Origin of the sequence: Sphingomonas sp. Ag1, from assembly GCF_000980895.1 — a bacterium.
GTDB lineage: Bacteria > Pseudomonadota > Alphaproteobacteria > Sphingomonadales > Sphingomonadaceae > Sphingomonas > Sphingomonas panaciterrae.
Genome location: NZ_LAZX01000080.1, coordinates 48,113 through 72,631 on the forward strand (window position 1 = coordinate 48,113; position 24,519 = coordinate 72,631).

21 protein-coding genes and 1 pseudogene are annotated in these 24,519 nt (G+C 67.4%); 13 read left to right on the plus strand and 9 right to left on the minus strand.

What is annotated here, in order from left to right; translation table 11 throughout:
- The first annotated feature begins 138 nt into the window (after positions 1 to 138).
- Positions 139 to 1,398: a glutamate-5-semialdehyde dehydrogenase gene (locus XM50_RS04120; protein ID WP_046407621.1), complete on the plus strand. Its 1,260-nt coding sequence runs from the start codon at positions 139 to 141 to the stop codon at positions 1,396 to 1,398.
- Between the two features lie 3 nt (positions 1,399 to 1,401).
- Here the strand turns inward: XM50_RS04120 and XM50_RS04125 are convergent, their stop codons facing one another.
- Positions 1,402 to 2,679: a methyltransferase family protein gene (locus XM50_RS04125; RefSeq protein WP_046407580.1), complete on the minus strand. Its 1,278-nt coding sequence runs from the start codon at positions 2,677 to 2,679 to the stop codon at positions 1,402 to 1,404.
- Between the two features lie 84 nt (positions 2,680 to 2,763).
- Between XM50_RS04125 and XM50_RS04130 the strand changes: the two genes are divergently transcribed.
- Together XM50_RS04130 and XM50_RS19105 are read left to right on the plus strand one after the other, a co-directional pair.
- The gene (locus XM50_RS04130; RefSeq protein WP_046407582.1) at positions 2,764 to 3,246 is read left to right on the plus strand and encodes a GAF domain-containing protein; all 483 of its coding nucleotides are present in this window, start codon (positions 2,764 to 2,766) and stop codon (positions 3,244 to 3,246) included.
- Between the two features lie 152 nt (positions 3,247 to 3,398).
- Positions 3,399 to 4,439, plus strand: a complete 1,041-nt coding sequence (locus XM50_RS19105; RefSeq protein WP_082102694.1) for an RcnB family protein — start codon at positions 3,399 to 3,401, stop codon at positions 4,437 to 4,439.
- Positions 4,440 to 4,485: 46 nt separating this feature from the next.
- Here XM50_RS19105 and XM50_RS04140 read toward each other — a convergent pair whose 3' ends face one another.
- Positions 4,486 to 4,938, minus strand: coding sequence for a universal stress protein (locus tag XM50_RS04140; RefSeq protein ID WP_046407584.1), 453 nt, complete (start codon positions 4,936 to 4,938; stop codon positions 4,486 to 4,488).
- A gap of 108 nt (positions 4,939 to 5,046) precedes the next feature.
- Between XM50_RS04140 and XM50_RS04145 the strand changes: the two genes are divergently transcribed.
- From XM50_RS04145 to lpdA, 3 genes are read left to right on the plus strand one after another with little or no spacing between them, the layout of a single operon-like run.
- Positions 5,047 to 6,399: a pyruvate dehydrogenase complex dihydrolipoamide acetyltransferase gene (locus tag XM50_RS04145; protein ID WP_046407586.1), complete on the plus strand. Its 1,353-nt coding sequence runs from the start codon at positions 5,047 to 5,049 to the stop codon at positions 6,397 to 6,399.
- Position 6,400: 1 nt separating this feature from the next.
- Positions 6,401 to 6,598 (plus strand): hypothetical protein, encoded by a 198-nt coding sequence (locus XM50_RS04150; protein WP_046407588.1) that lies wholly within the window; start codon positions 6,401 to 6,403, stop codon positions 6,596 to 6,598.
- Between the two features lie 3 nt (positions 6,599 to 6,601).
- On the plus strand, positions 6,602 to 8,002 hold the full coding sequence (lpdA, locus tag XM50_RS04155) for a dihydrolipoyl dehydrogenase (protein WP_046407590.1): 1,401 nt from the start codon (positions 6,602 to 6,604) through the stop codon (positions 8,000 to 8,002).
- Between the two features lie 72 nt (positions 8,003 to 8,074).
- Here the strand turns inward: lpdA and XM50_RS04160 are convergent, their stop codons facing one another.
- Together XM50_RS04160 and XM50_RS04165 are read right to left on the minus strand one after the other, a co-directional pair.
- On the minus strand, positions 8,075 to 8,899 hold the full coding sequence (locus tag XM50_RS04160; RefSeq protein ID WP_046407592.1) for an alpha/beta fold hydrolase: 825 nt from the start codon (positions 8,897 to 8,899) through the stop codon (positions 8,075 to 8,077).
- A gap of 55 nt (positions 8,900 to 8,954) precedes the next feature.
- The gene (locus tag XM50_RS04165) at positions 8,955 to 10,349 is read right to left on the minus strand and encodes an MFS transporter (RefSeq protein ID WP_046407625.1); all 1,395 of its coding nucleotides are present in this window, start codon (positions 10,347 to 10,349) and stop codon (positions 8,955 to 8,957) included.
- Positions 10,350 to 10,569: 220 nt separating this feature from the next.
- Here XM50_RS04165 and XM50_RS04170 point away from each other — a divergent pair, with 220 nt between their 5' ends.
- Both XM50_RS04170 and XM50_RS04175 read left to right on the plus strand, forming a co-directional pair.
- Positions 10,570 to 12,597, plus strand: a complete 2,028-nt coding sequence (locus XM50_RS04170) for a prolyl oligopeptidase family serine peptidase (protein ID WP_231621848.1) — start codon at positions 10,570 to 10,572, stop codon at positions 12,595 to 12,597.
- Positions 12,598 to 12,687: 90 nt separating this feature from the next.
- Positions 12,688 to 13,035, plus strand: a complete 348-nt coding sequence (locus tag XM50_RS04175; RefSeq protein ID WP_046407596.1) for a hypothetical protein — start codon at positions 12,688 to 12,690, stop codon at positions 13,033 to 13,035.
- A gap of 26 nt (positions 13,036 to 13,061) precedes the next feature.
- On the opposite strand, the pseudogene XM50_RS04180 reads toward XM50_RS04175, so the two are convergent.
- Positions 13,062 to 13,579, minus strand: a pseudogene (locus tag XM50_RS04180) (glycine zipper 2TM domain-containing protein).
- Positions 13,580 to 13,693: 114 nt separating this feature from the next.
- Between XM50_RS04180 and XM50_RS04185 the strand changes: the two are divergent.
- The gene (locus tag XM50_RS04185; RefSeq protein WP_046407627.1) at positions 13,694 to 14,092 is read left to right on the plus strand and encodes a DoxX family protein; all 399 of its coding nucleotides are present in this window, start codon (positions 13,694 to 13,696) and stop codon (positions 14,090 to 14,092) included.
- On the opposite strand, the gene XM50_RS04190 is transcribed toward XM50_RS04185, so the two are convergent.
- Entirely contained in the window at positions 14,083 to 15,234 is a 1,152-nt protein-coding gene (locus XM50_RS04190) for an aspartyl/asparaginyl beta-hydroxylase domain-containing protein (protein WP_046407598.1), read from the minus strand. The two genes, XM50_RS04185 and XM50_RS04190, sit on opposite strands and share 10 nt — an antisense overlap.
- 47 nt (positions 15,235 to 15,281) lie before the next feature.
- Positions 15,282 to 17,597, minus strand: coding sequence for an ATP-dependent helicase (locus XM50_RS04195; protein ID WP_046407628.1), 2,316 nt, complete (start codon positions 17,595 to 17,597; stop codon positions 15,282 to 15,284).
- A 73-nt stretch (positions 17,598 to 17,670) separates the two neighbouring features.
- Here XM50_RS04195 and XM50_RS04200 point away from each other — a divergent pair, with 73 nt between their 5' ends.
- Positions 17,671 to 18,072: a GFA family protein gene (locus XM50_RS04200; RefSeq protein WP_046407600.1), complete on the plus strand. Its 402-nt coding sequence runs from the start codon at positions 17,671 to 17,673 to the stop codon at positions 18,070 to 18,072.
- A 72-nt stretch (positions 18,073 to 18,144) separates the two neighbouring features.
- A complete protein-coding gene (locus tag XM50_RS04205) occupies positions 18,145 to 18,663 on the plus strand; it encodes a GNAT family N-acetyltransferase (RefSeq protein WP_231621849.1) in 519 nt (172 codons plus the stop codon).
- A gap of 22 nt (positions 18,664 to 18,685) precedes the next feature.
- On the opposite strand, the gene XM50_RS04210 is transcribed toward XM50_RS04205, so the two are convergent.
- Positions 18,686 to 20,236 carry a porin gene (locus tag XM50_RS04210; protein WP_046407603.1) on the minus strand — a complete coding sequence of 517 codons (1,551 nt, stop codon included), beginning with the start codon at positions 20,234 to 20,236 and terminating at the stop codon, positions 18,686 to 18,688.
- 147 nt (positions 20,237 to 20,383) lie between these two features.
- Here XM50_RS04210 and XM50_RS04215 point away from each other — a divergent pair, with 147 nt between their 5' ends.
- Entirely contained in the window at positions 20,384 to 22,291 is a 1,908-nt protein-coding gene (locus XM50_RS04215) for a BCCT family transporter (RefSeq protein ID WP_046407630.1), read from the plus strand.
- A gap of 216 nt (positions 22,292 to 22,507) precedes the next feature.
- Positions 22,508 to 23,806 (plus strand): MFS transporter, encoded by a 1,299-nt coding sequence (locus tag XM50_RS04220; protein ID WP_046407604.1) that lies wholly within the window; start codon positions 22,508 to 22,510, stop codon positions 23,804 to 23,806.
- A gap of 10 nt (positions 23,807 to 23,816) precedes the next feature.
- On the opposite strand, the gene rsmD is transcribed toward XM50_RS04220, so the two are convergent.
- Complete coding sequence (gene rsmD, locus XM50_RS04225; protein WP_046407606.1) at positions 23,817 to 24,356, minus strand: 16S rRNA (guanine(966)-N(2))-methyltransferase RsmD; 540 nt, start codon at positions 24,354 to 24,356, stop codon at positions 23,817 to 23,819.
- Positions 24,357 to 24,519: the final 163 nt, after the last annotated feature.

Genomic DNA, 24,519 nt, shown 5'->3' on the forward strand with positions numbered 1-24,519 from the left:
AGGAGCCCAGGTGCCGGCGTTACTGGAATGCTGGCGGGTGCCTGTTTCGCTGCCACGATGCCCGACGGCCGGGGTGCGCGCTGATCCGGGGGACCACAGCTACTCGTCCGCAACGCCCTGGCATGGTAGATGTCGGCCATGCTGGATCCGTTGTCCCCGTCTGCCCTGATCGCCGACCTCGCCACCAAAGCGCGCGCGGCGCAGCGCGTGCTGTCGCGCACCAGCACGGAGGAGCGGCGCGCCGGCGTGCGTCAGGTCGGGCAGGCGCTGCGAGCGGCGTCCGAAGACATTCTGCACGCCAATCGACAGGACGTTGCGCGAGCGGAGGCGGCGGGGCTGTCGGGGGCGATGCTGGATCGTCTGCGGCTGGACCCGGCGCGGGTCGCGGCGATGGCGGATGCGGTCGAAGCGGTGGCCGGGCTACCCGATCCCGTCGGCCAGATCATCGACACGGCAACGCGCCCCAACGGGCTGCGCCTGTCGCGCGTGCGCGTACCGATCGGGGTGATCGGCATCATCTACGAAAGCCGGCCCAACGTGACCGCCGATGCCGCCGCGCTGTGCGTGATGTCGGGCAATGCCGTGCTGCTGCGCGGGGGATCGGAGGCGCGTGACAGCAATGCCGCGATCCATCAGGCCTTCTGCGAGGGGCTGGCGGCGGGCGGTCTGCCGGCCGATGCGGTGCAGCGTGTCGCCACGACCGATCGCGCGGCGGTGGGCGCGATGCTGGCGGCGGACGGGTTGATCGACATGATCGTGCCGCGCGGCGGAAAAAGCCTGGTCGCACGCGTCCAGGCGGAGGCGCGGGTGCCGGTTCTGGCGCATCTCGACGGGATCAACCACCTGTTCATCCACCGATCCGCTGATCCGGTGATGGCAACCCGGATCGTGGTCGATGCGAAGATGCGGCGCACCGGCATTTGCGGGGCGACCGAGACGTTGCTGATCGACGCTGGCTACCCCGAGCCGGGTGCGCTGATCGCCGCGCTGGCGGCGGCGGGGTGCGAGGTGCGGGGCGACGAGCGGATCGCGTCGGTTGCCGATGTTGTCCCGGCGACCGAGGAGGATTGGGACACCGAATATCTCGACGCGATCTGTTCGGTCGCGATGGTCGATGGGCTTGAGGGCGCGCTGGCGCATATCGCCCGGCACAGTTCGCACCATACCGATGCGATCGTCGCGTCGGACGAGGCGGTGGCAGAGCAGTTCCTGGCCGAAGTCGACTCCGCGATCGTGCTGTGGAATGCGTCGACGCAGTTCGCCGACGGCGGCGAGTTCGGGCTGGGCGCCGAGATCGGCATCGCGACCGGCCGGCTTCATGCGCGCGGGCCGGTCGCGCTGGAGGGGCTGACGACCTACAAATGGGTCGGCGTGGGGACGGGGCAGGTGCGCGGCTGAACGTCAGCGCCCGCCGATCCAGCGGAAGAAGCGCGGCACCGGCGCGTTGCGGCTCATCCAGGCGCTATATTCCTGATAGGCGGGGTCGGCCGACAGGTGCCGCTCCTCCGTCCGGGCACGCCAGTAATAGACGCCGCTGACCGCCGCGAGGATCAGCGTGGCACGCGCCGCGTCGGCCAGCGAGCCGGTCGAGAGCAGCGGGATCGTCGAGACCCACCAGAACAGGTTTTTGGTCAGATAGGCCGGGTGGCGTGACCAGGCGTAGGGACCATGCGTCAGGATGCCGCGGTGCGTCAGGTTGGAGAAGCGCAGGCCGAAGGCGACCGTCGCCCAGGCGTAGATGCCGGTGAGCAGCACCAGCAGCGCGCCGACGAGCGCGAGCAGGACGGGATATCCCTGAAGCCAATAGGTCCAGTCGGCGGTGCCCGGGTGATAATCGAGCGGGCCGCCGGCATCCATGAGGATGAAGGGGGGATAGCAGATCAGCGCCGCGGCCCAGCCGGCGGCGTAGGGATTCGCGCTGCGGATATGCGCGTCGAGCGGCCGCATGGTGAGGATGTAGCCCACCGTCGCGAATGCCACGTCGATCACGAACATGAAGGTGATGAGCCAATTGGCGAGGCGCACCGGATCCGCGAGGATGCCGAAGGTCGGCGTCTGGATGAACTCGGCAAAACCGGGCGGGACGATGGCGAGCATGAACGCCAGGAAAAAGGCCTTCACCCCCCAGGCGCGCAGGTGGCCGTAGATCACGTCCGGTTCCGGCCGGGCAGTGTTGGTGAGCCATGCGCCGAGCGCCCAGGCGCCATCGCGTGGCTCGACCAGATAGCGGTCGAGCCACAGGACATAGGGTATCGACAGCAGGAAGAGGGCGGGGGCGGCGGTGCCGAGGCACCACATGGCGAAGGCGAAATTGCCCTCCCAGTAGAACCGGCAGGTCGCGTAGATGAGCGCGATGCCCGCCCAGGTCGCCCACAGGCCGGCGAGTTTGACGAGGCTGACATCGATGGTGTCGCGCCACGGCCGCGCCGCTGCCCAGTCGATCCCGGTCGACGAACGGCGATGGACCTTGTCGACGAAGATCGACCAGACGATCATCGGGATGCCGCAGGCGAGCAGGTTGACCAGCGCGGCATAAGGCCCGTCCATGCCGTAGGCGCGGGCAATCGCGATCCAGACGATCACCCCGGCGAGCCCGGCAAGCCCGACGCCATGCGACACGGCGGACGCCGGGCGGGGCTCGGCGCGGCCGGCAGCGGCAACGATGGAATCGGCGATCATGCCACCACAATAGCGCAACAATGGTAAGCGGCGCATGAAGGAAGGCCCTCGCGCGATGGAGCGGGGGCGACTACATCGCGCACCATGTATCAGTTCGACATTGCAGCCGGCGACAAGGCCGAGCTTTACCGTGACATCCTGTCGGCGCTGGACGCGCTGACCGCCGACGAGCCGGACGCGATCGCCAACATGGCCAATGCCGCGGCGCTGCTGTGGCAATATCTGCCCGACCTGAACTGGTCCGGCTTCTACCGCATGGTGGACGACACGCTGGTGCTGGGGCCGTTCCAGGGCAAGCCGGCGTGCATTCGTATCGCGGTCGGCGCGGGGGTGTGCGGCGCCGCGGCGGCGACGCGCGAGACCCAGCTGGTGGCCGATGTTCACGCCTTCCCGGGCCATATCGCCTGTGATGCGGCAAGCGCGTCAGAACTGGTGGTCCCGATTATTCATGAGGGCCGACTGGTCGGCGTGCTTGACCTCGACAGCCCCATTCCCGGGCGGTTCGACGCGCAGGATGCGCGAGGGTGCGAGGCGATCGTCGCGTTACTGGCGCCGCGGATCGCCTGAGACGAACGATGGTCGCGCCACGGTACCTGTTCCGGATGCATCATTCCGGGACATTGGCCATTGTGGCTAGTCCTTATCCATTTTGATATCATTCTTCCTGACGAGCGTCGGCAGTTGCCTTGCCGGTTGAATGAGTTCTGGGAGAATGGACGATGCGCGCACTCTTGGCGACGGCGGCGATCCTGTCGATCGCGACGAGCGCGGCGGCTGGCAGTCCCGATCGCCCCGACCTGCGCGCCGCCGCCGCCGAGCGACCGAGCGGCCCGCGTGTGCCGCCGCCCCCGGGAAGCCGCCGCTCGGCCGAGGCGCGGCGTGATGCCAGCGCGTCGCAGGCCGCGGTCACGTCACCGTCGCGCTGGGGCGAGCGGTCCGAGGGACGCTGGTGGGCCGGGCATCGCGCGCCGGGTGGCTGGGACGCTTATCGCCGGCCGCTGCGGGGCTGGGCCTTGCCGACCTATTGGCTGTCGCCCGATTGGCGGGTGAACGACTGGGCCACCTATGGCTTGCCGCGGCCGCCGGAGGGCTATGTCTGGTCGCGTTATTATGACGACGCGGTGATGATCGATGCGCGCGGATCGGTGCACGACACGATCGGCGGCGTCGATTGGGACCAGTTTGACGATGTGCTGGTCGATTATGCCGATGTCGGCGCGATGCCGGGATATGACCGATTGGCCTATGCCGCCCCGCCACCGCCACCGCCACCGACCCGGCCGTCGTCGTCGCAGGGTGCGCCCTATGATGCACCGCGCCGAGCGGCAGCGCGCACACCCGAACCCGCCCCGGCGCAACGGACGGTCACGAGCGTTGGCGCAGGGCAGGTCGCGGGCACTGGTCAGCCTGCGGCACCCTATCGCGCGCCGGCGCCCCGCTACGGCGCGGACTATCCGGTTCCGGGAGCAGGCTATTCGGCGGCGACCGGTGGCTATCCTCCGGCCGTGGCAACGCGTGCGCCGGCCTCTTCGCCGGCAGCCGCTCCGCCCCCCGTGCAGCAGGTAACGGGTGCGGCGCCCGTCGTGGTGACGGCGGCACCGGGCACGCGGGTGCTCAGCACGACCACCACGACGCCGACGCCCGGCTATTATGCCAACGGCTATTATTATCCGGGGACGAGCATCACGACGATCACGGTGCAGGGGCAGCCGGTGACGACGACGACCACCACCACGTCGCCAAGCCAGGGGCGCCGCTGAGATTGACGCCCGCGCCGCCGCGTCTCGCAGGGGCGACGCGGGTGGATCAGCTCAGCCGGTCGATTGCCTCGCGATCGAGGTTGCCGGGGATGATCATCAGCGGTACCGGCAGCGTGCCGGCCTGACCTGCGAAGTGGGTGACGAGCGGTCCGGGCGGCCCGTCGGCGGCCGCGCCAAGCACCAGCGCGGCGACTTCGCGATTGGCGGCCAGCATCTCCCGGATGATCTTGGGACCATCGCCCTGCCGCACGGTAATGGAGGGGCGAAGGCCCGATTCCTCCAGCAAGGTACCGGCGGCCTTGGCCACCAGCCCCTCGGCATGGCGGCGGGCCTCATCCTCGATCGTGGCCTGCACGCCGCCAAAGGCGATGAACTCCTGCTGTTCGACGAGGGCGAGGATTTCCACGCCGCCGCCGGTCTTCACGGCGCGCCGGGCGGAGAAGCGAAGCGCGATCTCTGCCTCCGGGGTTTCATCAATCACGGTCAGATAGATGCGCATTATATTGTCTTCGCCCCTGTAAGGCGTCACTTATCCGCCTGCGGGGTTGACCGCGCAAGGCCTCGGCGCAAGAGACGGGCGCCCCGCCAGGAACCGCTGAGGACCTTCATGTCGATCGAGATCAAAATGCCCGCGCTGTCCCCCACGATGGAGGAAGGCACGCTGGCGAAATGGCTGGTGAAGGAGGGCGACTCCGTCAAGGCGGGCGACCTCATGGCCGAAATCGAGACCGACAAGGCGACGATGGAGTTCGAGGCCGTCGACGAGGGCGTCGTCGGCAAGCTGGTGGTTCCCGAGGGTACCGATGGCGTGAAGGTCGGCACGGTCATCATGCTGCTCGACGGTGAGGGCGAGGAAAGCGCGCCGGCGAAGAAGGACGCTGCCGCCGAGACCGCCGCCCCGGCGCCGAAGAAGGAGCAGGTCGACGCACCGGTCGATCGCGAAACCGGCGAGAAGGTGTCCGCAGAAAACCCCGAGAACAAGCGGCCGGCCGCTGAGGCCCAGGCTCCGGTCCAGGCATCAGCACAGCCGCAGGCCGCTGCCGCGCCGCGCCGCGATGGCGAGCGCGTGAAGGCCAGCCCACTGGCGCGCCGCATCGCCGCCGAGAAGGGCGTGGACCTGGCGACGTTGGCGGGATCGGGGCCGAACGGCCGGATCGTAAAGGCCGATGTGGAAGGCGCGCAGCCGGCGGCCGCGGCTGCGCCTTCGCAGGCCGCCAGCGCGCCAACCGCCGCGCCGGCCGCTGCACCTGCCCCGGCCCAGATCCCCGACATCCCGCATGAGACGACCAAGCTCAGCAACATGCGCAAGACGATTGCGCGCCGCCTGACCGAGTCGAAGCAGCAGGTGCCGCACATCTACCTCACCGTGGACGTGCGCCTCGACAAGCTGCTGAAGCTGCGGGCCGAGCTGAACGAGAGCCTGGGCGCGCGCGGCGTGAAGCTGTCGGTCAACGACCTGATGATCAAGGCCCTGGCCGCGGCGCTGGTGCAGGTGCCCAAGTGCAACGTGATGTACACCCCGAACGAGCTGGTCACGTTCAAGCGCGCCGACATCTCGGTCGCGGTGTCGACGCCGGAAGGGCTGATCACACCGGTGATCACCGAGGCCGATACCGCGTCGCTGTCGTCGATCTCCACCCGGATGAAGGATCTGGCCGCGCGTGCGCGCGACAAGAAGCTGAAGCCGGAGGAATTCACCGGCGGCACCGCGTCACTGAGCAACATGGGCATGTACGGGATCAAGCAGTTCGAGGCGGTGATTAATCCGCCTCAGGGCATGATCCTGGCGGTGGGTGCGGGCGAGAAGCGCCCGTACATCATCGACGACGCACTGGGCATCGCGACCGTGATGAGCGCGACCGGCAGCTTCGACCATCGTGCGATCGATGGTTCGGATGGTGCCGAACTGATGCAGGCGTTCAAGGCGCTGTGCGAAAACCCGCTGGGCATGCTGGCCTGAGATGAACCGCGCGGCGGCCGTCGAGCTGATCTATCTGGCGATCGCGCTGGTGGCGACGCAGGCGGTCTTTCGCGCGGCGATCTGGTCCTATCCGCAGGGCGCCGACTCGCTGGAGCCGGTGAGCTGGGCGGTGATGCTGGCATTGCTGGCGATGAGCGTGCCGGCGTTGATGAAAGCCGCGCGCAAACCAAGGAACTGAAAAGTGGCAGACACTTATGATCTCGTCGTCCTCGGCTCGGGGCCAGGCGGCTATGTCGCTGCGATCCGCGCCGCGCAGCTCGGGCTGAAGGTCGCGATCGTCGAGCGTGAACTGCTGGGTGGCATCTGCCTCAACTGGGGGTGCATCCCGACCAAGGCGCTGCTGCGGTCGGCCGAGGTGTTTCACCTGATGGGCCATGCCAAGGATTATGGCCTGAAGGCGGAGGGCATCGTCGCTGACCTGGATGCGGTGGTGAAGCGGTCGCGCGGCGTTGCCAAGCAGCTCAACCAGGGCGTCACGCACCTGATGAAGAAGAACAAGATCGCGGTCTACATGGGCACGGGCAAGCTGACGGGGAAGAACAAGCTGACCGTCACCGCCGAGGACGGCAAGGCGACCGAGATCGGCTATAAGAACATCATCGTCGCCACCGGCGCGCGGGCGCGCGACCTGCCGTTCGCCATGGCCGATGGCAAGCGGATCTGGACCTATCGCCACGCGATGACGCCGACCGAGATGCCCAGCAAGCTGCTGGTCATCGGATCGGGCGCGATCGGGATCGAGTTCGCCAGTTTCTACAACGACATGGGCGCGGACGTGACGGTCGTCGAGATGCTCGACCGGCTGGTGCCGGTCGAGGATGCGGACATTTCCGCGCATCTGGAAAAGTCGCTGAAGAAGCAGGGCATGACGATCATGACCTCCGCCGGGGTCAGCGCGCTGGACGTCAGCGACAAGGGCGTGACTGCCAGGCTGAAGGACGCATCGGGCAAGGAAGTGACTGCCGAATTCAGCCATGTGATCGTGGCGGTCGGGATCGTGCCGAATACCGCAGACATCGGCCTGAAGGAGTTGGGCGTCGAGATGGACGAGCGCGGCTTCCTGAAGACCGATGCGATGTGCCGCACCAACGTTTCGGGCGTCTGGGCGATCGGCGACATCACCGCGCCGCCGTGGCTGGCGCACAAGGCGAGCCATGAGGGCGTGATCGCGGCAGAGGCGATCGCGGGCGGGCACCCGCATGCGATGGACCCGCGCAACATCCCGGGCTGCACCTATTGCCGGCCGCAGATCGCCAGCGTCGGGCTGACCGAGGCGAAGGCGAAGGAGGCCGGCTATGAGGTGAAGGTTGGCAACTTCCCCTTCATCGGCAACGGCAAGGCGATCGCGCTGGGCGAGCCGGAAGGCTTCGTGAAGACGGTGTTCGATGCCAAGACCGGCGAACTGCTGGGCGCGCACATGATTGGCGCCGAAGTGACCGAGATGATCCAGGGCTACACGATTGGCAAGACGATGGAGACGACCGAGGCGGAACTGATGGAGACGGTGTTCCCGCACCCGACGATCAGCGAGGCGATGCATGAATCGGTGCTGAGCGCCTACGGCCGCGCGCTGCACATCTGATCGCCATCCCGGAATCGAAAAGGGGCGGTGGAGGACGAAACCTCCACCGCCCCTTTTTTCATGAGCCAGCGGTCAGCGGCTGAGGAAGGTCAGCAGATCCTCCGTCAGGCGCTCGCTTTCGGTGGCGAACAGCCCGTGGGGGGCGCCGTCATATTCGACCAGCTGGCTCGCGGCGATGCCGGCGGCCGCGGCGCGACCGGTGGCGTCGATCGGCACCGTCTTGTCGCCCGTGCCGTGGATCACCAGCGTCGGCACGCGGAACGCCGGCAGGTCGGGGCGGAAATCGGTGAAGCTGAAGCTCTTCGCGCATTCCAGCGTCGAACGCAGCGACGCCTGCATCGCAAGTCGCCAGGCCCATTCGAGCATAGGCTGGCTGACCGGGCTGGTCACATAGCCCACGCCGAAGAAGTCTTTGAAGAAATTGTGGAAGAAGTTCGGGCGGTCTTCCTGGATGCCGGCGGCGATCCCGAGGAGTTGATGTTCCGGCACGCCGTGCGGATTGTCTTCCGTCTTCAGCATATACGGCACGACCGACCCGACGAGCACGGCCGAATTGACGCCGCGGCCGTCATGGCGGCTCATGTAGCGCGCGACCTCTCCGCCGCCCATCGAGAAGCCGACCAGCGTCGCATCCTGTTCGACGCCGGCCGCTTTCATCACGTCGGCCAGATCGTCGGTCAGCGTGTCATAGTCATAACCCGTCCACGGCTGGCTCGACCGGCCGAAGCCGCGCCTGTCATAGGAGATGACGCGATAGCCGGCCTCCGCCAGCGCCAGTGCCTGAGGATCCCAGCTGTCGGCCGACAGCGGCCAGCCGTGGATCAGCACGACGGGACGACCCTCGCCCCAATCCTTCACGAAGATGTCGGCTCCATCACGTGTCTTGACGTAGGGCATGATTAACTCCGGTTAGTGCCTTGCCGTGAACGAGCGGATGCGAGCCGCGTTCCGGTCAGCGCGAGGGGCGGAGGGTTGGTGCCTCGGCAGGAGTTTCAAAGCCGGCGGGGCTGCTTACCGAGGGGCGCAGCCGGGCGATGCTGCACAGGCCGGCGATGAGCGCGAGCCCGGCGGCCACCAGAGGCGGGACGGCACCGGTCCCGACACCCGCGGCGAGAAGCGCGGCGACCAGCGTGGCGCCGATCGTCTGCCCCGTCAGGCGAAGGGTGGAGATGAGGCCGCCCGCGGCAGCAGCGCGATGGTGCGGTGCGGAGCCGACCACGAGCCGCGAATTGGGCGGCAGGTACAGGCCGAAGCCCGATCCGCACAGCGCCATGCGCCACGCCACGTCGAGTATCCCCGCGTCGGCCGGCATGGTGGCGAGGAGCACCAGCGCGATGAGCGAGACCGCCATGCCGATGCCCCCCAGGATGCCCGCTGGGATACGATCGGACAATGCGCCGGAGAGCGGTGCGACGACCATGTTGGTGAGCGGCCAGGGGGCGATGCAGGTGCCGATCTGCGCGGGGGTGAAACCCAGTGCGGCCAGGCGGAAGGGGGTGGAGACGAGCACCGTCATTGACGCCATGAACGCGGTGAGGCTGCCGACCGCGGACAGTGCGATGATCGGGCGGGCGAGCAGGTCGACGGGGAGGATCGGCGCGGTGATGCCCAGTTCGCGCCGCACGAAGAACCAGCCGATGGTCGCGCCGGCGGCCACGACCGCCGCGCTGACCACCGGACTGTCGCCGTGGACGAAGCTTTCCGCGCCGCCAATGACGAGGCCGAACATCGCCGCGCACATGATCGCGCCGGCAAGATCGAGCCTGGTGAGGCGGGGCGGGGGATCGGGAAGCCAGCGACCGAGGATCAGGCTGACGATCGCGAGCGGGATGGTGCAGGCGAAGACCCAGGGCCAGGGCGCGACGGCGAGCACCAGGCCGCCGACCGTGGGCGCGGCGGCGGCGGCGCTGGTAACGATGACGGCATTGATCCCGAGCCCACGGCCAAGCTGCCGGGTGGGATAGGTGTGACGGATCAGCGCTGACGACACGCTGAGCACGCCAGCCGCGCCGATCGCCTGCATCGTCCGCACGATGAGGAGGAAGGGAAAGCTCTCGGCAAAGAAGCAGAGCAGGGTCGATAGGGTGAAGATGATCTGCCCGCCCTGGTAGGTCCGCTTGAGCCCGATACGCTCCGCCATCCCCGAAAATGGCAGGAGGAGCATGACCAGCGTGACCTGATAAACGGTGACGATCGACACCACGGCGCTGGACGCCACCCCCAGATCCCGCGCGATCGTCGGCAAGGCGACGTTGGCGATGCCGCCGTCGATGATCACCAGCGCGGACCCGCAACCAAGCGCGCCGATCGCGAACAGGCGGCGGGGAAGCGGAAGGCCATCGGACATTGCGGCGGTCATACGCGGATGATGGTCGTGGACAAGCCGGCGATTGCGGGGTGCCGCGGGGTGTGCGCTAAAGCGTTGAATCAGCGCCAGCTCAGGGTTGTTCGATCGGCAGGAGACAGTATATCGACGCCCGATGAAGACACGTCCCGCATTGCAACATCTTGTGGCTATCGCACTCGGAGTGCTTGCAGCACCGCAAAGCGCCGCCCAAATCGCATCGATGACTGAAGATCCGTATATCTGGCTTGAGGACAAGGACGGCAAGCGGGCACTGGCATGGGTAGAGGCGGAAAATGCCCGGACGCTTGCCCGCCTGGAGAACGACCCGCGCTATCGCACCTTCTATGACGAGGCGCTGGCCATCGCCTCCGCCGAGGACCGGATCGCGATGCCGCAGATGCTGGGCGACCGGATCTTCAACTTCTGGCGTGACCAGAAGCACCCGCAGGGCATCTGGCGCTGGACGAGCGCCAAGGAGTACGCCACCGCAACGCCGCGCTGGCAGACGCTGATCGATGTCGACGCGCTGTCGCAGGCGGAAGGCAAGAAGTGGGTGTGGAAGGGGGTCGTCTGCCTCGAACCGGGCGAGCGCCGCTGCCTCATCACGCTGAGCGAGGGGGGCGAGGACGCCACGTCGCTGCGCGAGTTCGACCTGGTCGACGGGCGGTTCGTCAAGGACGGCTTTGCATTGCCGACGTCGAAGCAGAATGCCGACTGGATCGACGAGAACACGCTGATCGTGTCGCGCGACTGGGGTACCGGATCGCTGACGAAGTCCGGCTATCCGTTCGTGGTCAAGATCCTGAAGCGGGGCCAGCCGCTGAGCGAGGCGCGCGAGCTGTACCGCGGGACCAAAGATGACCTGGGCGTGTTTCCATCGGTGATGGTCGACGGCGACGGCAACCGCGCGGTGGTGATCACGCGCGCCAAGACCTTCTTCACCTCCGAGACATTGCTGTGGGACGGCAAGACCGCGAAGAAGATCGCCATTCCGGAGAAGGTGGAGGCGATCGGGCTGGTCAAGGGACAGCTGATCTTCCGCACGAGCGAGCCGTGGGGCGCGGTGCCGGAGGGGGCCCTTGCCTCCTTGCCGCTGAAGGACGCGATGGCGGGAACGGGCACGCCGACGGTGATCTTCGCGCCGGCGGAACGGCAAGCGGTCGACCGGGGCAATGTGCGCGTGACGCGCAATGCGGTGGTTGCGGCGATCTATGACAATGTGCGTGGCCGCGCGATGGTGTTCACGCCGTCCGGGGACGGGTGGAGCAGCCGCAGCCTCAAGCTGCCCGACAATCTGTCGGTCGATCTGGTGGCCAGCGATATCGCGAGTGACGAAGCCTATCTGGCGGTGTCGGGTTTCACCACGCCAACGCTGCTGATGTCATTCAACGCGGCGAGCGATGCGGCGCCAGCGACGGTCAAGTCGGCGCCCGCGCGCTTCGATGCCACCGGGCTGGTGGTGGAGCAGCACGAGGCGCCCTCGTCTGACGGCACCAAGATCCCGTATTTCGTCGTTCGCCGGGCGGACACCCCGCTCAACGGCAGCACGCCGACGCTGATGACGGCCTATGGCGGCTTCGCGGTATCGAACACGCCTTATTATTCGGGCATCACCGGCAAGCTGTGGCTGGAGCGGGGCGGGGCATTTGTCCTGGCCAACATCCGCGGCGGCGGGGAGTTCGGCCCGTCATGGCATGAGGCAGGGCGCAAGACGCGTCGCCAGCTGATCTATGACGATTTCGCCAACATCGCGCGCGACCTGTTTGCGCGCGGGATCACCAGCGCCTCGCGGCTCGGCATCTATGGCGGGTCGAACGGCGGCCTGCTGATGGGCGTCGAGATGACGCAGCACCCCGAATTGTGGGGCGCGGTGACGATCCAGGTGCCGCTGCTCGACATGCTGCGCTACGAAGGAATTGCGGCGGGCGCGTCGTGGGTGGACGAATATGGCTCGGTCAGCGTCCCCGAGGAGCGCGCGTTCCTCGAGCGGATCTCGCCTTATCATGCGCTGCGTCGCGGTGGGCGTTATCCCGAACCCTATATCTGGACGACGACCAAGGACGATCGGGTCGGGCCGCAGCATGCCCGCAAGTTCGCGGCGAGGATGCGCGAATATGGCTTGCCGTACCTGTTCTACGAGGACACGGCGGGTGGCCATTCGGGTGATGCCGACATTGCGCAGGGTGCGCGACTGCAGGCGCTGCAGATGACCTATTTTGCGCGCAAGCTGATGCCCGAGCAGGAGTGAGCAGCCGCATCTACGGGTGCAAACAGGTTACGCAGAGTTGCAGAAAACGAATGTTGCTGCGGTGCAGCAGTGTGGATATTGCCGTTGAACATGAAGCTGAATACCGACCAGGATCAGGTCGCACCGTCGCCGCCGCCGGCCACCATGCCCGTCGTGTTCGAGGCTATCGTCAAGCAGCAGGCACTCGCCGCGACCTACAATCGCGGCGACGTGACGCTGGCGCCGCACATCGTCTACACCAAGCACGGTGAATTCTACCTCGACGCAGTGACGCTGGAGCGCGACGGCAAGCCGCCGCGCGAGCCGAAGATCGGCGCGTTCAAGATCGTTGGCCTGGGCGGGATGCGGGTCACGCCGCGGCGCTTCACGCCGAGCGAGCTCTTCAATCCCAAGGAAGAGCGCTACGAAGGGGTGACGCTGCTGGCCGTCGACGGCTGACTCGCAGCGCCGCGACGATCCGTTCGTCAGCGGCAGCGGATCTGCTGATTGCTGCGATCCACGGCGCGCCCGGCGAGTGCGCCGGCCGCGCCACCCAGCAGCGTTCCGACCGTGCGGCTGCGGCCGCCATCGATGACATTGCCGAGCACGCCGCCCAGCGCGCCGCCGACGATCAGCCCGGTCGTCCCGTCGGAGCGCCGGCAGTAATAGCGGCCGTCCGATCCGGTATAGACCCGGTCGTTGGGGCCGAGCGCGCGTTCCTGGTTGCCGGGGCTATAATAGCGGCTGGGATCATAATCGCCTCATCGCGCCATTGCGGGTCGTCGTACCGGGGGTCGGCCGGCGCGGTGCGATAGCCGGATCCCGGCACCCGGCGCACCGACTGGTAGCGATCATATTCGCTGCGGAAGGTTTCCAGCTCGCGCTCGAACCGTTCCTGCGCGGCGCGGAAGCGCGCATCATCAGCGGCGGTTTGCGCGAGTGCGGGGGTTGCCACCGCCGCCGCGGCGGCAGCCATGGTGACGGCGATGTGACGGAACGACATGTCGCGATCCTCTCCCAATCCTGAAAACCGGGCGCCCGCAAGCGCGCCCCACATAGAGGGCAAGGCGGATACGGTTGCATCGGCGCATCGTTCCGTTGGTCAGGAGGATCGATGATGGACCGGGAGAGCGGCGGCAGACGCGTGGCACGCTGGCTGCTGATCGCCTTCTATCTGACGGCGGGGATCGGGCATCTGCTGTTCATCGATGCGATGGTGCGGATCGTGCCGAAGTTCGTGCCGGCGCCGCGGCTGGTGGTGCTGGCAACCGGGCTCGCCGAGCTGGCAGGCGCGGCGGCCCTTGTGACGCCGCGGTACCGGCGCGCGGCGGGATGGGCGCTGGCGGCCTATGCGCTTTGCGTGTGGCCGGCGAACATGCAGCATGCGTGGAACGACCTGTCGAGCGGAACGGGGCTGCCGATCGGATATCATGTGGTGCGCCTGCTGCTCCAACCACTGATCATCTGGTGGGCGCTGCGGGCGAGCGGGGCCGTGCGCAGCTGCCGTCAGCCCTGATCAACCATCGGCGGGCCATAAGCGTCGATCGCCTCGAACAGCCGGGTCAGGTCGGCGCGTTCGTCGGGCGCAAGCTCCGGCTTCCAGATCTCGAACAGCAGGACCGTGCGGGTCGACGTGCCGCGATTCCATGCCTCATGCTCAAAGGAATCGTCGAAGGTCACGAGCTCACCCTCGCGCCATTCGTGCGTGTCGGCGCCAACGCGCAGCGCGCAGCCGGGCGGGGCAATGATCGGCAGGTGGCAGATCAGGCGGGTGTTGAGCAGGCCGTGATGCGGCTGGATATGCGCGCCGGGCGTCAGCCTCGAGAACAGCGCCATTGGTGAGCGGCCGGCAATGCGCGGAATGGGCAGCTTCGCCAGCGCCGCCATGGTGACGGGAAAGCGATCGGCGTTCTCCGCCACGATCTCCCCGCCGCGCCACAGATGCAGCGCGCTCCATGCCGGATCGTCGAGCAGGGGGTTGTTGGGGAGCGGGCGGTTGGGATCACCCTCCACATAGGGGCGAAAGTCCTCGGTAACGGCTTCCAGCTCGGCACGGATGGCGGGTGTGGCGGCCTCGAGCTCGGCGACCCAGTCGAACTCGTCTCGGCGGTAGAAGGGGCGCTGCGGCAGCCCTTCGAAATAGAACATCGAGGGTTGTTGCAGGTGAAGTTCGCGGCGGCCGAGCAGCAGGTCGACCGATTGGGCGACGCGGCCGGCGTGAAGCGCGCCCACGGCCGCCTCGACATGGCCGGCGAAGCGCGCGGCGCTTTCCTGCTTGAACGCTTCCGCCTGGCGTAGCAGCGGGTGGAGCGAGGCCGGAACCTCACGCATGGCCGCGGCCTGATTGAGCGCCGCGGTGTAGAAGACGGTTGCGGCGCGATCGTCGCTATCGAGCCGCTTGCGATCCCCCATCAGCAACAGCCCGGCGAGGTTGCGAGGCTGTTCCCTGAGCAGCGCCTGCAACGCCTCCGTCTCGGCCGGGGTGTCCCCGATCAGTCGGCAGGCCTGGGCGAGCGGCAACCACGGACGCGGCACGTCGGCCGGGGCCTCCACCGCCAGCCGATCAAAGATGGCGCGGGCGCGGGCGCCGTCGCGATTGCGCAGGGCATCGAGCCCCTGACGGGCGAGTTGGTCGGCATCAGCACGCGGAAGGGCCATGGCCGGACTATTGCGGCATCAACCCGGCAGGTAAATAGCACTGAGGATCAGGGGATGGTGACGAAGCTGTCCATGACGCGCTTGCGGCCGGCCTTCTCGAACTCGATCTCGAGCTTGTTGCCCTCGATCTCCTCGATCGTGCCGTAGCCGAACTTCTGGTGGAAGACGCGCAGGCCAACCGACAGGTCGGTGCGCCCCTTGTTGCCGAGGCTGACCGCCGGCGTGCGACTTTCGACCACGCGCGACGGTTCGCGCGAAAAGGTGCGGCTTTGCCAGTCGCCGCCGGGCTTGCCGCCGAGCGTCCCCGCCGCGCGCTGCCAGCCCGGGCCGCGGCCGGTGCCGCGCCCCACGTCGGCGAAGGGATCGGCGCGTTCCGACCAATTCGCGCGCCACAGGCTTTCGCCGCCAGACATGGTGGTTTCCGTCTCAACGTGATCGTCGGGCAGCTCGGCGACGAAGCGCGAGGGGATGGAGCTGGTCCACTGGCCATAGATGCGCCGATTGGCGGCGTGGAGGATCGTGGCCTGGCGACGCGCGCGGGTGATTGCGACATAGGCGAGGCGGCGTTCCTCCTCGAGCCCGCGGGTGCCGGTTTCATCGAGCGAGCGCTGCGAGGGGAACAGGCCTTCTTCCCAGCCGACCAGGAAGACGGTGTCATATTCGAGGCCCTTGGCGGCGTGGATCGTCATGATCGTGACCTTGGGATCCTCCCGCGCGCCTTCATTGTCCATGACGAGGCTGACGTGTTCGAGGAATGCGCCGAGGCTTTCATATTCCTCCATCGCGCGGACGAGTTCGCTTAGGTTTTCCAGCCGGCCCGCGGCCTCGGCGGACTTTTCCGCCTGCCACATGGCGGTGTAGCCGGATTCGTCGAGGATCTGTCGGGCGAGTTCGGGGTGCGGAAGATCGCGCGCCATGTCGCGCCAGCGCGCGATGTCACCGACGAAATTGCCCAGCGCACGGCGCGCCTGCGGGGTTAGTTCGTCGGTGTCGAGGATACGCGCGGCGGCGAAGCTGAGCGGGAGGTTCTCCGCGCGGGCAAGCTGGTGGAGCTTGGCGATCGCCTTGTCGCCAAGGCCGCGCTTGGGCGTGTTGACGATGCGTTCGAAGGCGAGATCGTCCGCCGGCTGGTTGACGATGCGCAGGTACGCGAGTGCATCGCGGATTTCCTGCCGCTCGTAGAAGCGGAAGCCGCCGACGATGCGATAGGGCAGGCCGATGGCGATGAAGCGGTCTTCGAACTCGCGCGTCTGGTGCTGTGCGCGGACCAGGATCGCCATGTCGTCCAGGCTCTTGCCCGCACGCTGGCACGCCTCGATCTCGTCGCCGACGCGGCGCGCCTCCTCAGGCCCGTCCCATACGCCGACGACGCGGACCTTTTCGCCGACGTCGAGCTCGGTCCACAGCTGCTTGCCGAGCCGCCCCGTGTTGTTGCCGATCACGCCGCCGGCGGCGCCCAGGATGTGCGGCGTGGAGCGGTAGTTCTGCTCCAGCCGGATGACCTTGGCGCCGGGGAAGTCCTTTTCGAACTTCAGGATGTTTTCGACCTGCGCGCCGCGCCAGGAATAGATCGATTGGTCATCGTCGCCGACGCAGCAGATGTTGCGGCGTTCCTGCGCGAGCAGCCGCAGCCAGAGGTACTGGACGGCGTTGGTATCCTGATATTCGTCCACCATGATGTAGCGGAAGCGCTGCTGATACAGCTCCAGCACCTCGCGATTGTTCTTCAGGATGGTGAGCACGTGGAGCAGCAGATCGCCGAAGTCGCAGGCGTTCACTGCGCGCAGGCGGGCCTGATATTGCTCGTAGAGTTCGCCGCCGCGACCGTTGGCGTAACGCTCGCTTTCGCCAGCGTCGATTTCGCGCGGGGTGAGCCCCTTGTTCTTCCATTCGTCGATCAGGCCGGCGAGGCTGCGAGCGGGGAAGCGCTTTTCATCGATGTCGGCAGCAAGGACCAGCTGCTTCAACAGGCGCAGCTGATCGTCGGTGTCGAGGATGGTGAAATTGTTCTGCAGACCGACGAGTTCGGCGTGGCGACGAAGCATCTTTGCGCCGATCGCGTGGAAGGTGCCGAGCCATGGCATCCCCTCCACCGCATCGCCGACGAGGCGGCCAACCCGCTCGCGCATTTCGCGCGCCGCCTTGTTGGTGAAGGTCACCGACAGGATCTCGCTGGGATAGGCGCGGCGGGTGTAGAGCAGATGGGCGAGGCGCGCGGTCAGCGCCGCCGTCTTGCCGGTGCCGGCACCGGCGAGGACGAGGACGGGCCCGTCGGTGGTAAGCACGGCCTCGCGTTGCGGCGGATTCAGGCCGGAAAGATAGGGCGGCTCGCTGGCTTGGCTCTGCGTCGACAATTCGGTCACGAGAGCCACGTAGGCAGGGTTGCGCGACAGCGCAATGCATGAGAACAAAGGTGAAACGATTGGGAGAAGGGTGATGAGCGCGACGGGACGCTGTCATTGCGGGGCGGTCACATGGTCGGCCGAAGGTGAGTCGCAGCATCATGCGATCTGCCATTGCGAGGATTGCCGGCGCTGGTCGGGCGCGCCGATGGTCGGGTGGATCGCGTGGCAGGAGGATCAACTGACCGTCGAAGGCGCGACGACGCGCTATCATTCGTCGCGGCACGGGACGCGAGAGTTTTGCAGCGCCTGCGGGACGGGGCTGTTCTATCGCAACCCGGAGACCTTGCCAGGCATCGTCGACATACAGTCCGGTACGCTCGACGACCCCGAACGGCTGCCGCCCGACGCACAGATCATGGTCAAGGAGCGGCTGGGCTGGGCCTCGGGCATCGCCGACCTGCCGGCGTTCAACGCCTATCCCAGCATGGACTGACGCCGGCGGGGCGCGCAGGAGCTGCGTGCGGCTGTTGCCGGTTGAACGGTCATCGGCGAAAGTGGAGCGATGATGTCACAGGCCTCTTCACTGACCATCCGCCGCTTCGCCGAGAGCGACGTGCCGGCGGCGCTTGCCATTCAGGCAGTCTGCTTTCCCGCGTTCCTGCTGGAGGATGAAGCCGCCTTCGGCAGCAGGGTGAGACTGGCGAGTTCGTGCTGCTTCGTCGCGATGCAGGGCGACACGATGGCGGGCTATGTGCTGGCGCATGGCTGGCCGGAGGGGTCGCCGCCGCCGGTGGGAGCCGTGCTCGCCGAGCCGCCGCAGGTCGACGTGCTGTTCATCCACGACATGGCCGTCTCCCCTGACGCGCGCGGGCTGTCGGCCGGACGGGCGCTGATGGAAGCGGCCTTCATGTGCGCCGCGGGGCAGGGCATTGGGCGCGCCGAGCTGATCGCGGTGGGCGGCGCCGCGACCTATTGGCGCACGCTGGGGTTCACGGAGGCGGCGACATCCGATGCGCTGGCGGCAAAGGTGGCCGGCTATGGCGCCGACGCAACCTGGATGACGGGCGCCATCCCGCTCGACTGACGATCGCGAACTGACGCGGCCGTCAATAATTCCACTGTAGCTGCGCGCGGATGACATCGCCCTCCGCCCGGCCGAAGCGGCGCTCGTCTGCCTCGCGCCGCGTCATATCGGCATAGGCGAGCGTCAGCTCCAGTTCCTCGATCGGCTGGAATTCAATGCCCAGCTCGATCTCGTCCGTTTCCAGTCGGGGCGCGTTGACGATCGCCTTCCACCCGCCGCGATACGTCTGCCAGCGAACATAGGGCATGAAGGGGCCGAGCGGGCTCTGGCGAACCCGGCCCATCGCCTGGACGTAGCCGCCGCTGAGGGAGCGGGTGCGGATCGTCCCCAGCAAGGGATCATATTCCGGGCCGCGGCCCCAGTTCCATTCCGCCTGGAGGCCGAACGGCTGGGGGTAGAGGATCAGGTGAACGCCGACCCGATCGTCACGGAAGCTGGCGTCGCTGACGCCGCCGGTGCGGATTTCGGGGCGGACACGGTTGCGCATCCCGGACGCGCCCACTTCGAGTACCTGGCCGGCGAAGGTGGTGCCCAGGCCGTCAAGCTCGAACGGCCAGGTCGCCATGGCGACGCTCATCAGGTCATTGTTGCGTTCCGGCCGGTTGACGCCCTGACCGTTATACAGGCCGAGACCGAAGGCGCCGTAATTGCCGAACAGCTTCTGCCCGTCATCCTCCAGCCGGTCCCAGATCCGCTGCACCGCGGCCGGCGTAAAAAATGCGGTCACGCCCAGATCGCGTTCGCCGGGAATGGCACTGTTGATCCCGTCCGAGCGGTCGAGCGTCAGCCGGTTGGAGGATGATTGAAGGTTCTCCCAGCCAAATGGCACCTTCTGCTGACCGAAGCGAAAGCGGAAGCGGCGATCGGCCCATGGCGACCAGTCGACATAGGCGTCGCGCAGCTGGGCGAACCCCTCGCGACGCTCGCCCGCGGACTGGTTGCTGACCGCGACCGCGAAATCGGGCTGGAAGTAGAAGGATACCGAATCGGACAGATCGCCCGAAAAGACGAGGCGGATACGGCGGAAGGTGAAATTGCCTTCGTCGGTAATGCCGCCGTCGCCGGGTGACCGCAGCCGTGACACGCCGTCCCGGGCGGTGGCGTCGCCCGAAATGATCTCGTTGAGGCGCAGCTGCGTATAGCCGCGCACGTTGATCCGTTCGTACCACGGCTTGTCGGCCGGCGGGGTGGCGGCCGCGAGCGCTACCGGCGGAGCGGCGGTGGGCGTAGCGGCCGGGGTGGCAGTCTGTGCCGGGGACGCGGGGGTGGCAGGCGCGGTGGCCGCTACCTGCGCGTCCGGTGCGGGCGCCTGATTCGTCGTCGCGGGCGCAGGAGCAATGGTGGCGGCGGACTGGTTGGCGGCAGGCTGGTTGACAGACGCGGCCGGCGCGGCGGCGCGCTGATTTTGGGTCAGCACGCGAATCTGCGCCTTCAGCTCGTCGATCTGACGCTGGAGGTCCTCGACGGTGGGCGTTTTCGCCTGGGCAAAGGCCTGGGCCGGGGACACCAGCATCCCCAGCGCCAATGCGCCGACCCCAAGGCGGCGACGGAACGCGGCTGGTTCCTCCCTCATCACTCGCAAACAGCTCCGGCAATCACAATTCGGGTGCCGCCCTATGCCCGTTCAAAAAGCGTGGCAATCAGGGAGACGTCCGATGCCCTGATCGGCATCAATGATCTGGATGATCCAAACGCGCCCCTGGTGCGTTCAGCCGCCCTGATGATCAAAGCTCAAATCGTGCCGCGCGTGTTCTGGGGGGCGTCGGCGATCGTCGTCGCCTTGCTGACAGTGACATTGCTGATGCCCGGCCACGCGGACGTGGCGTTCAAGGCAGCGCAGGCGTGGACGATCGATACGTTCGGCTGGTTCTACATCGCGTCGGTCGCCGTGTTCCTGGTCGTGGCGCTGATCCTGGGCTTCGGGCCCGCCGGCAAGCTGAAGCTGGGGCCGGACGATGCCGAGCCGGACTTCCCTTATGTCTCGTGGCTGGCGATGCTGTTCGCCGCGGGCATGGGCATCGGCCTGATGTATTTCGCGGTGGCCGAGCCGATCCAGCATTACATCTCGCCGCCCGAGGTGGAGAGCGGCACGATCCTCGCGGCGCGCGAGGCGATGGCCATCACGTTCCACCATTATGGCGTCCATGCCTGGGCGATTTATGCGCTGGTGGGGTTGAGCCTGGCGTTCTTCACCTATCGCAAGGGGATGCCGCTGACGCTGCGGTCCGGCCTGGCACCGATCCTGGGTAAAAGGATCAACGGCCCGCTGGGCGATGTGATCGACATCTTCGCAGTGTGCGGCACCGTTTTCGGCATTGCGACGTCGCTGGGATTTGGCGTGTCGCAGATGACGTCGGGGCTGGCCTATAATTACGGCGTGCCGGACACCACCGCGACCAAGCTGGTGGTGATCCTGATTGTCATGGGCGCAGCGACGCTGTCGGTGCTGAGCGGCGCGGACCGGGGTGTGCGGCGACTGTCGGAACTGAACCTGGTGCTCGCCGTGCTGCTGATGCTTTTCGTGCTGGCGGTCGGCCCGACGCTTTTCCTGCTGCGTGCGCTGATCCAGAATTTTGGCCTGTATCTCGACCATTTCGTAAAGCGCACCTTCACGCTGTACGCCTATGAACCGCGCGCCTGGATGGCGGACTGGACACTGTTCTATTGGGCGTGGTGGATCGCCTGGTCGCCGTTTGTCGGCATGTTCATCGCGCGTATTTCGCGTGGGCGGACGATGCGCGAGTTCGTCACCGGTGTGCTGTTCGTTCCTACCGCCTTCACCTTCGTCTGGATGACGGTATTCGGCAATACGGCGATCGCGCTTGATCTTGGCGCAGCATCGGGCGGCATTGCCGATGCGGTCCAGGCGAACCTGTCCACGGCGCTGTTCAAGTTCCTGGAATATCTGCCGGCCGCCGGCTTTACGTCGACGCTGGCGATCATCCTGGTCGGTGTGTTCTTCGTCACCTCGGCGGATTCGGGCGCGCTGGTGATCGATACGCTGACGTCGGGCGGTGCGGAAGAAACGCCGCGCTGGCAGCGGGTCTATTGGTGTGTGCTGCTGGGTGTGACAGCGACGTTGCTGCTGGTCGCGGGCGGTCTGGGCGGATTGCAGGCGGCGACGCTGATGGCTGCGCTGCCCTTCTGCTTCATCATGCTGCTGCTGGCGTTCGGGCTGGTGCGGCAGGCGAATGCCGATCTGGAAGGGATCACGCTGGCTGATGAGGCCGCGCCTGTCAGCGAGCGGCTGAAGCGATTGTTCGTTCCGGCGCGGCGCGGCGAGATCATGCGCCAGCTGCAGCAACAGGGGGAGCCGGCGCTGCGTTCCGTCTATGATGCGCTCCAGCAGGACATGCCCAGCGAATGCCGACTGGACGTGGAGGACGGTGAGATCGTGCTGACGGTCGGAACGGAGCCCGAGCGGCGCTTCGTCTATCGATTGTTTCCGCGTGCCCGCCCGCTTGCCGCCTATACCGCGCTGGAGGCGCCGGAGGGGCGCCGCAGCGTGACCTGGACGCTGGCGGCGCAGACCAACAGCGATCCACGTTTCCGTGACCTGACCGATTTTTCGCAGGATCAGATCGCCGGTGACGTGCTGGCGCAGCTGAAGCGCTGGCGGCTGGGCTGAAACGGGCAAAAAAGAAGGGGCAGCCGCTAACGATCGACTGCCCCGCAGTTCAGGGAGTGCCGCGACCAGAGGCCGGCGGCTGTCGGTGTCAGATAGGGGGCTGGACCGACAGGGCAGCCTCTACAGCGCGAATGTTGCGCAATTGTGTCGCGTAGGGACAAAGTTGTTGCACGGCGGCCGTGTTGACGCGGGCGCGGCGTGAAGGGAGAGGGAGGCATGAGCACCATCGTCTCCGGCGGCAATTCGTCGCGCCGCGTTCTTCTGGCGAGCTTCGTCGGCACCGGCGTCGAATTCTACGATTTCTACATCTACGCGACGGCGGCGAGCCTGGTGTTCGGCCAGATATTCTTCCCGGTCGCGGAGCCGGGGATGCAGCAGATGGCGAGCTTCGCCACGCTGGCGGTGGCGTTCTTCGCGCGGCCGGTGGGTGCGGCCTTCTTCGGGCATTTCGGCGATCGTATCGGCCGCAAGTCGACGTTGGTCGCCAGCCTGCTGACGATGGGGCTGTCGACGACGCTGATCGCCTTTCTTCCGACCTATGCGCAGGCGGGATGGTGGGCGCCGTTCATCCTGTGCCTCCTGCGGTTCGGCCAGGGATTTGGCCTTGGCGGCGAATGGGGCGGGGCGGCGTTGCTGGCGGTGGAGAATGCGCCGCCGGGCTGGCGCGCTCGTTTCGGTTGCGCCCCCCAGATGGGCGCGCCGGCGGGATTCATCGCGGCGAATGGCCTGTTCCTGCTGCTGGGCCTGTGGCTGACGCCCGAGCAGTTCCGCGATTGGGGCTGGCGTATTCCGTTCCTGGTCAGCGCGCTGCTGGTCGGGCTGGGGCTGTGGATCCGGCTGAAGCTGACCGAAACGGCCGAGTTCGCCGCGGCGCTGGAGGAAGCGCCGCCACCGGCGGTGCCGTTCGCCGAATTGCTGCGCCACCACGGTCTGGCCACGCTGGCCGGGACCGTCGGCGCGATCGCCTGCTTCGCGCTCTACTATATCGCGACGGCCTTTGCGCTGGGCTACAGTACCAAGACGCTGGGCTATTCGATGCAGTCCATGCTGCTGGTGCAACTGGGCGCCATCCTGTTCATGGCGGTGGGGATCTATGCCTCCGCCTGGCTGGCAGACAAGAAGTTCGACGAGCGGCGGGTGCTAGCGGGCGGGTGCGTCGCGGTGGTGTTCGCCGGTTTCCTGCTGGGGCCGATGATGGGCGCGGGGTCGCTGGTGCTGGTGTTCGCCTTCCTGGCGCTGGCGCTGCTGCTGATGGGGTTCGTGTACGGCCCGCTGGGCGCGTGGCTGCCCGGCCTGTTCCCGCCACGGGTCCGCTACACCGGGGCGTCGATGGCGTTCAACGTGGCGGGCGTGCTGGGCGGCGGCCTGACGCCGCTGTTCGCCCAGGCGCTGGCGGAGAATGTCGGCCTGTCCGCGGTCGGATGGTACGGCAGCGTGGCCGCCGCGCTGAGCCTGGTGGCCCTGGTCGCTACGAGGCCGCGGCCGCGCACCCACGCCGTCGTGCTGGAGCCGTAAGTTCGCTGCCTCAGGCGGCGCGCAGCAGCGTGATCTTTGCCTTGCCGTAGACGCGTTCGGCGTCGACAACGAAACCCTTCACCTCGACGTCCTCCTGCTTGGCGGTCTCGATCGAGATCCAGGTCGCCGGGCCGGCCCAGCCGAGCCGGCCGAGCTTGTCGAGTGCCACCGCCCCGGCGCCGGTGCCATAGGGCGGGTCCATCATGATGAGGTCGAGCGGCTTTGCCGTCGGGCCGAGTGCCAGCGCGCTGCCGGCGCGGACCTCCGCCCCGCTCGCCTTGAGCGCGGCAATATTGGCGCGCAATGCGTCGAGCGCGGCACGATCCTGCTCCACGAACAGGCAGGAGGCCGCACCGCGCGATAGCGCCTCCAGCCCCAGCGCGCCCGATCCGGCGAACAGATCCGCGACGGCCAACCCGTCGAAGCTGCCGAGGCGGCTCGCCAGCATCGAGAACAATGCCTCGCGCGTGCGGTCCCCGGTGGGACGGGTCGAATCGCCCTTGGGCGCGACGAGCGGTCGGCCGCGCCATTCGCCTGCGATGATCCGCATCAGCGCTTCCCCCGCGGGCGGGGCGGGCCCGAGCGCGATGCGCCGGGGCGAGCAGAGCCAGCGCCCGGTGACCGCGGCCGTCCGCCGCCGGGACGTGCGGGGCCGGCGTTGCGCGGTGGCCCGTCGGGACGATCGACGCGTGGCTTTGCCGAGCCGCGCGGGG

What these genes read in the sequence shown, in the direction of transcription:
- XM50_RS04120 (WP_046407621.1), top strand. Translation starts at nt 139, where the DNA reads ATGCTGGATCCGTTGTCCCCGTCTGCCCTGATCGCCGACCTCGCCACC.
- XM50_RS04125 (WP_046407580.1), bottom strand. Translation starts at nt 2,679, where the DNA reads ATGATCGCCGATTCCATCGTTGCCGCTGCCGGCCGCGCCGAGCCCCGC.
- XM50_RS04130 (WP_046407582.1), top strand. Translation starts at nt 2,764, where the DNA reads ATGTATCAGTTCGACATTGCAGCCGGCGACAAGGCCGAGCTTTACCGT.
- XM50_RS19105 (WP_082102694.1), top strand. Translation starts at nt 3,399, where the DNA reads ATGCGCGCACTCTTGGCGACGGCGGCGATCCTGTCGATCGCGACGAGC.
- XM50_RS04140 (WP_046407584.1), bottom strand. Translation starts at nt 4,938, where the DNA reads ATGCGCATCTATCTGACCGTGATTGATGAAACCCCGGAGGCAGAGATC.
- XM50_RS04145 (WP_046407586.1), top strand. Translation starts at nt 5,047, where the DNA reads ATGTCGATCGAGATCAAAATGCCCGCGCTGTCCCCCACGATGGAGGAA.
- XM50_RS04150 (WP_046407588.1), top strand. Translation starts at nt 6,401, where the DNA reads ATGAACCGCGCGGCGGCCGTCGAGCTGATCTATCTGGCGATCGCGCTG.
- XM50_RS04160 (WP_046407592.1), bottom strand. Translation starts at nt 8,899, where the DNA reads ATGCCCTACGTCAAGACACGTGATGGAGCCGACATCTTCGTGAAGGAT.
- XM50_RS04165 (WP_046407625.1), bottom strand. Translation starts at nt 10,349, where the DNA reads ATGTCCGATGGCCTTCCGCTTCCCCGCCGCCTGTTCGCGATCGGCGCG.
- XM50_RS04170 (WP_231621848.1), top strand. Translation starts at nt 10,570, where the DNA reads ATGACTGAAGATCCGTATATCTGGCTTGAGGACAAGGACGGCAAGCGG.
- XM50_RS04175 (WP_046407596.1), top strand. Translation starts at nt 12,688, where the DNA reads ATGAAGCTGAATACCGACCAGGATCAGGTCGCACCGTCGCCGCCGCCG.
- XM50_RS04185 (WP_046407627.1), top strand. Translation starts at nt 13,694, where the DNA reads ATGGACCGGGAGAGCGGCGGCAGACGCGTGGCACGCTGGCTGCTGATC.
- XM50_RS04190 (WP_046407598.1), bottom strand. Translation starts at nt 15,234, where the DNA reads ATGGCCCTTCCGCGTGCTGATGCCGACCAACTCGCCCGTCAGGGGCTC.
- XM50_RS04200 (WP_046407600.1), top strand. Translation starts at nt 17,671, where the DNA reads ATGAGCGCGACGGGACGCTGTCATTGCGGGGCGGTCACATGGTCGGCC.
- XM50_RS04205 (WP_231621849.1), top strand. Translation starts at nt 18,145, where the DNA reads ATGTCACAGGCCTCTTCACTGACCATCCGCCGCTTCGCCGAGAGCGAC.
- XM50_RS04210 (WP_046407603.1), bottom strand. Translation starts at nt 20,236, where the DNA reads ATGAGGGAGGAACCAGCCGCGTTCCGTCGCCGCCTTGGGGTCGGCGCA.
- XM50_RS04215 (WP_046407630.1), top strand. Translation starts at nt 20,384, where the DNA reads ATGATCAAAGCTCAAATCGTGCCGCGCGTGTTCTGGGGGGCGTCGGCG.
- XM50_RS04220 (WP_046407604.1), top strand. Translation starts at nt 22,508, where the DNA reads ATGAGCACCATCGTCTCCGGCGGCAATTCGTCGCGCCGCGTTCTTCTG.
- rsmD (WP_046407606.1), bottom strand. Translation starts at nt 24,356, where the DNA reads ATGCGGATCATCGCAGGCGAATGGCGCGGCCGACCGCTCGTCGCGCCC.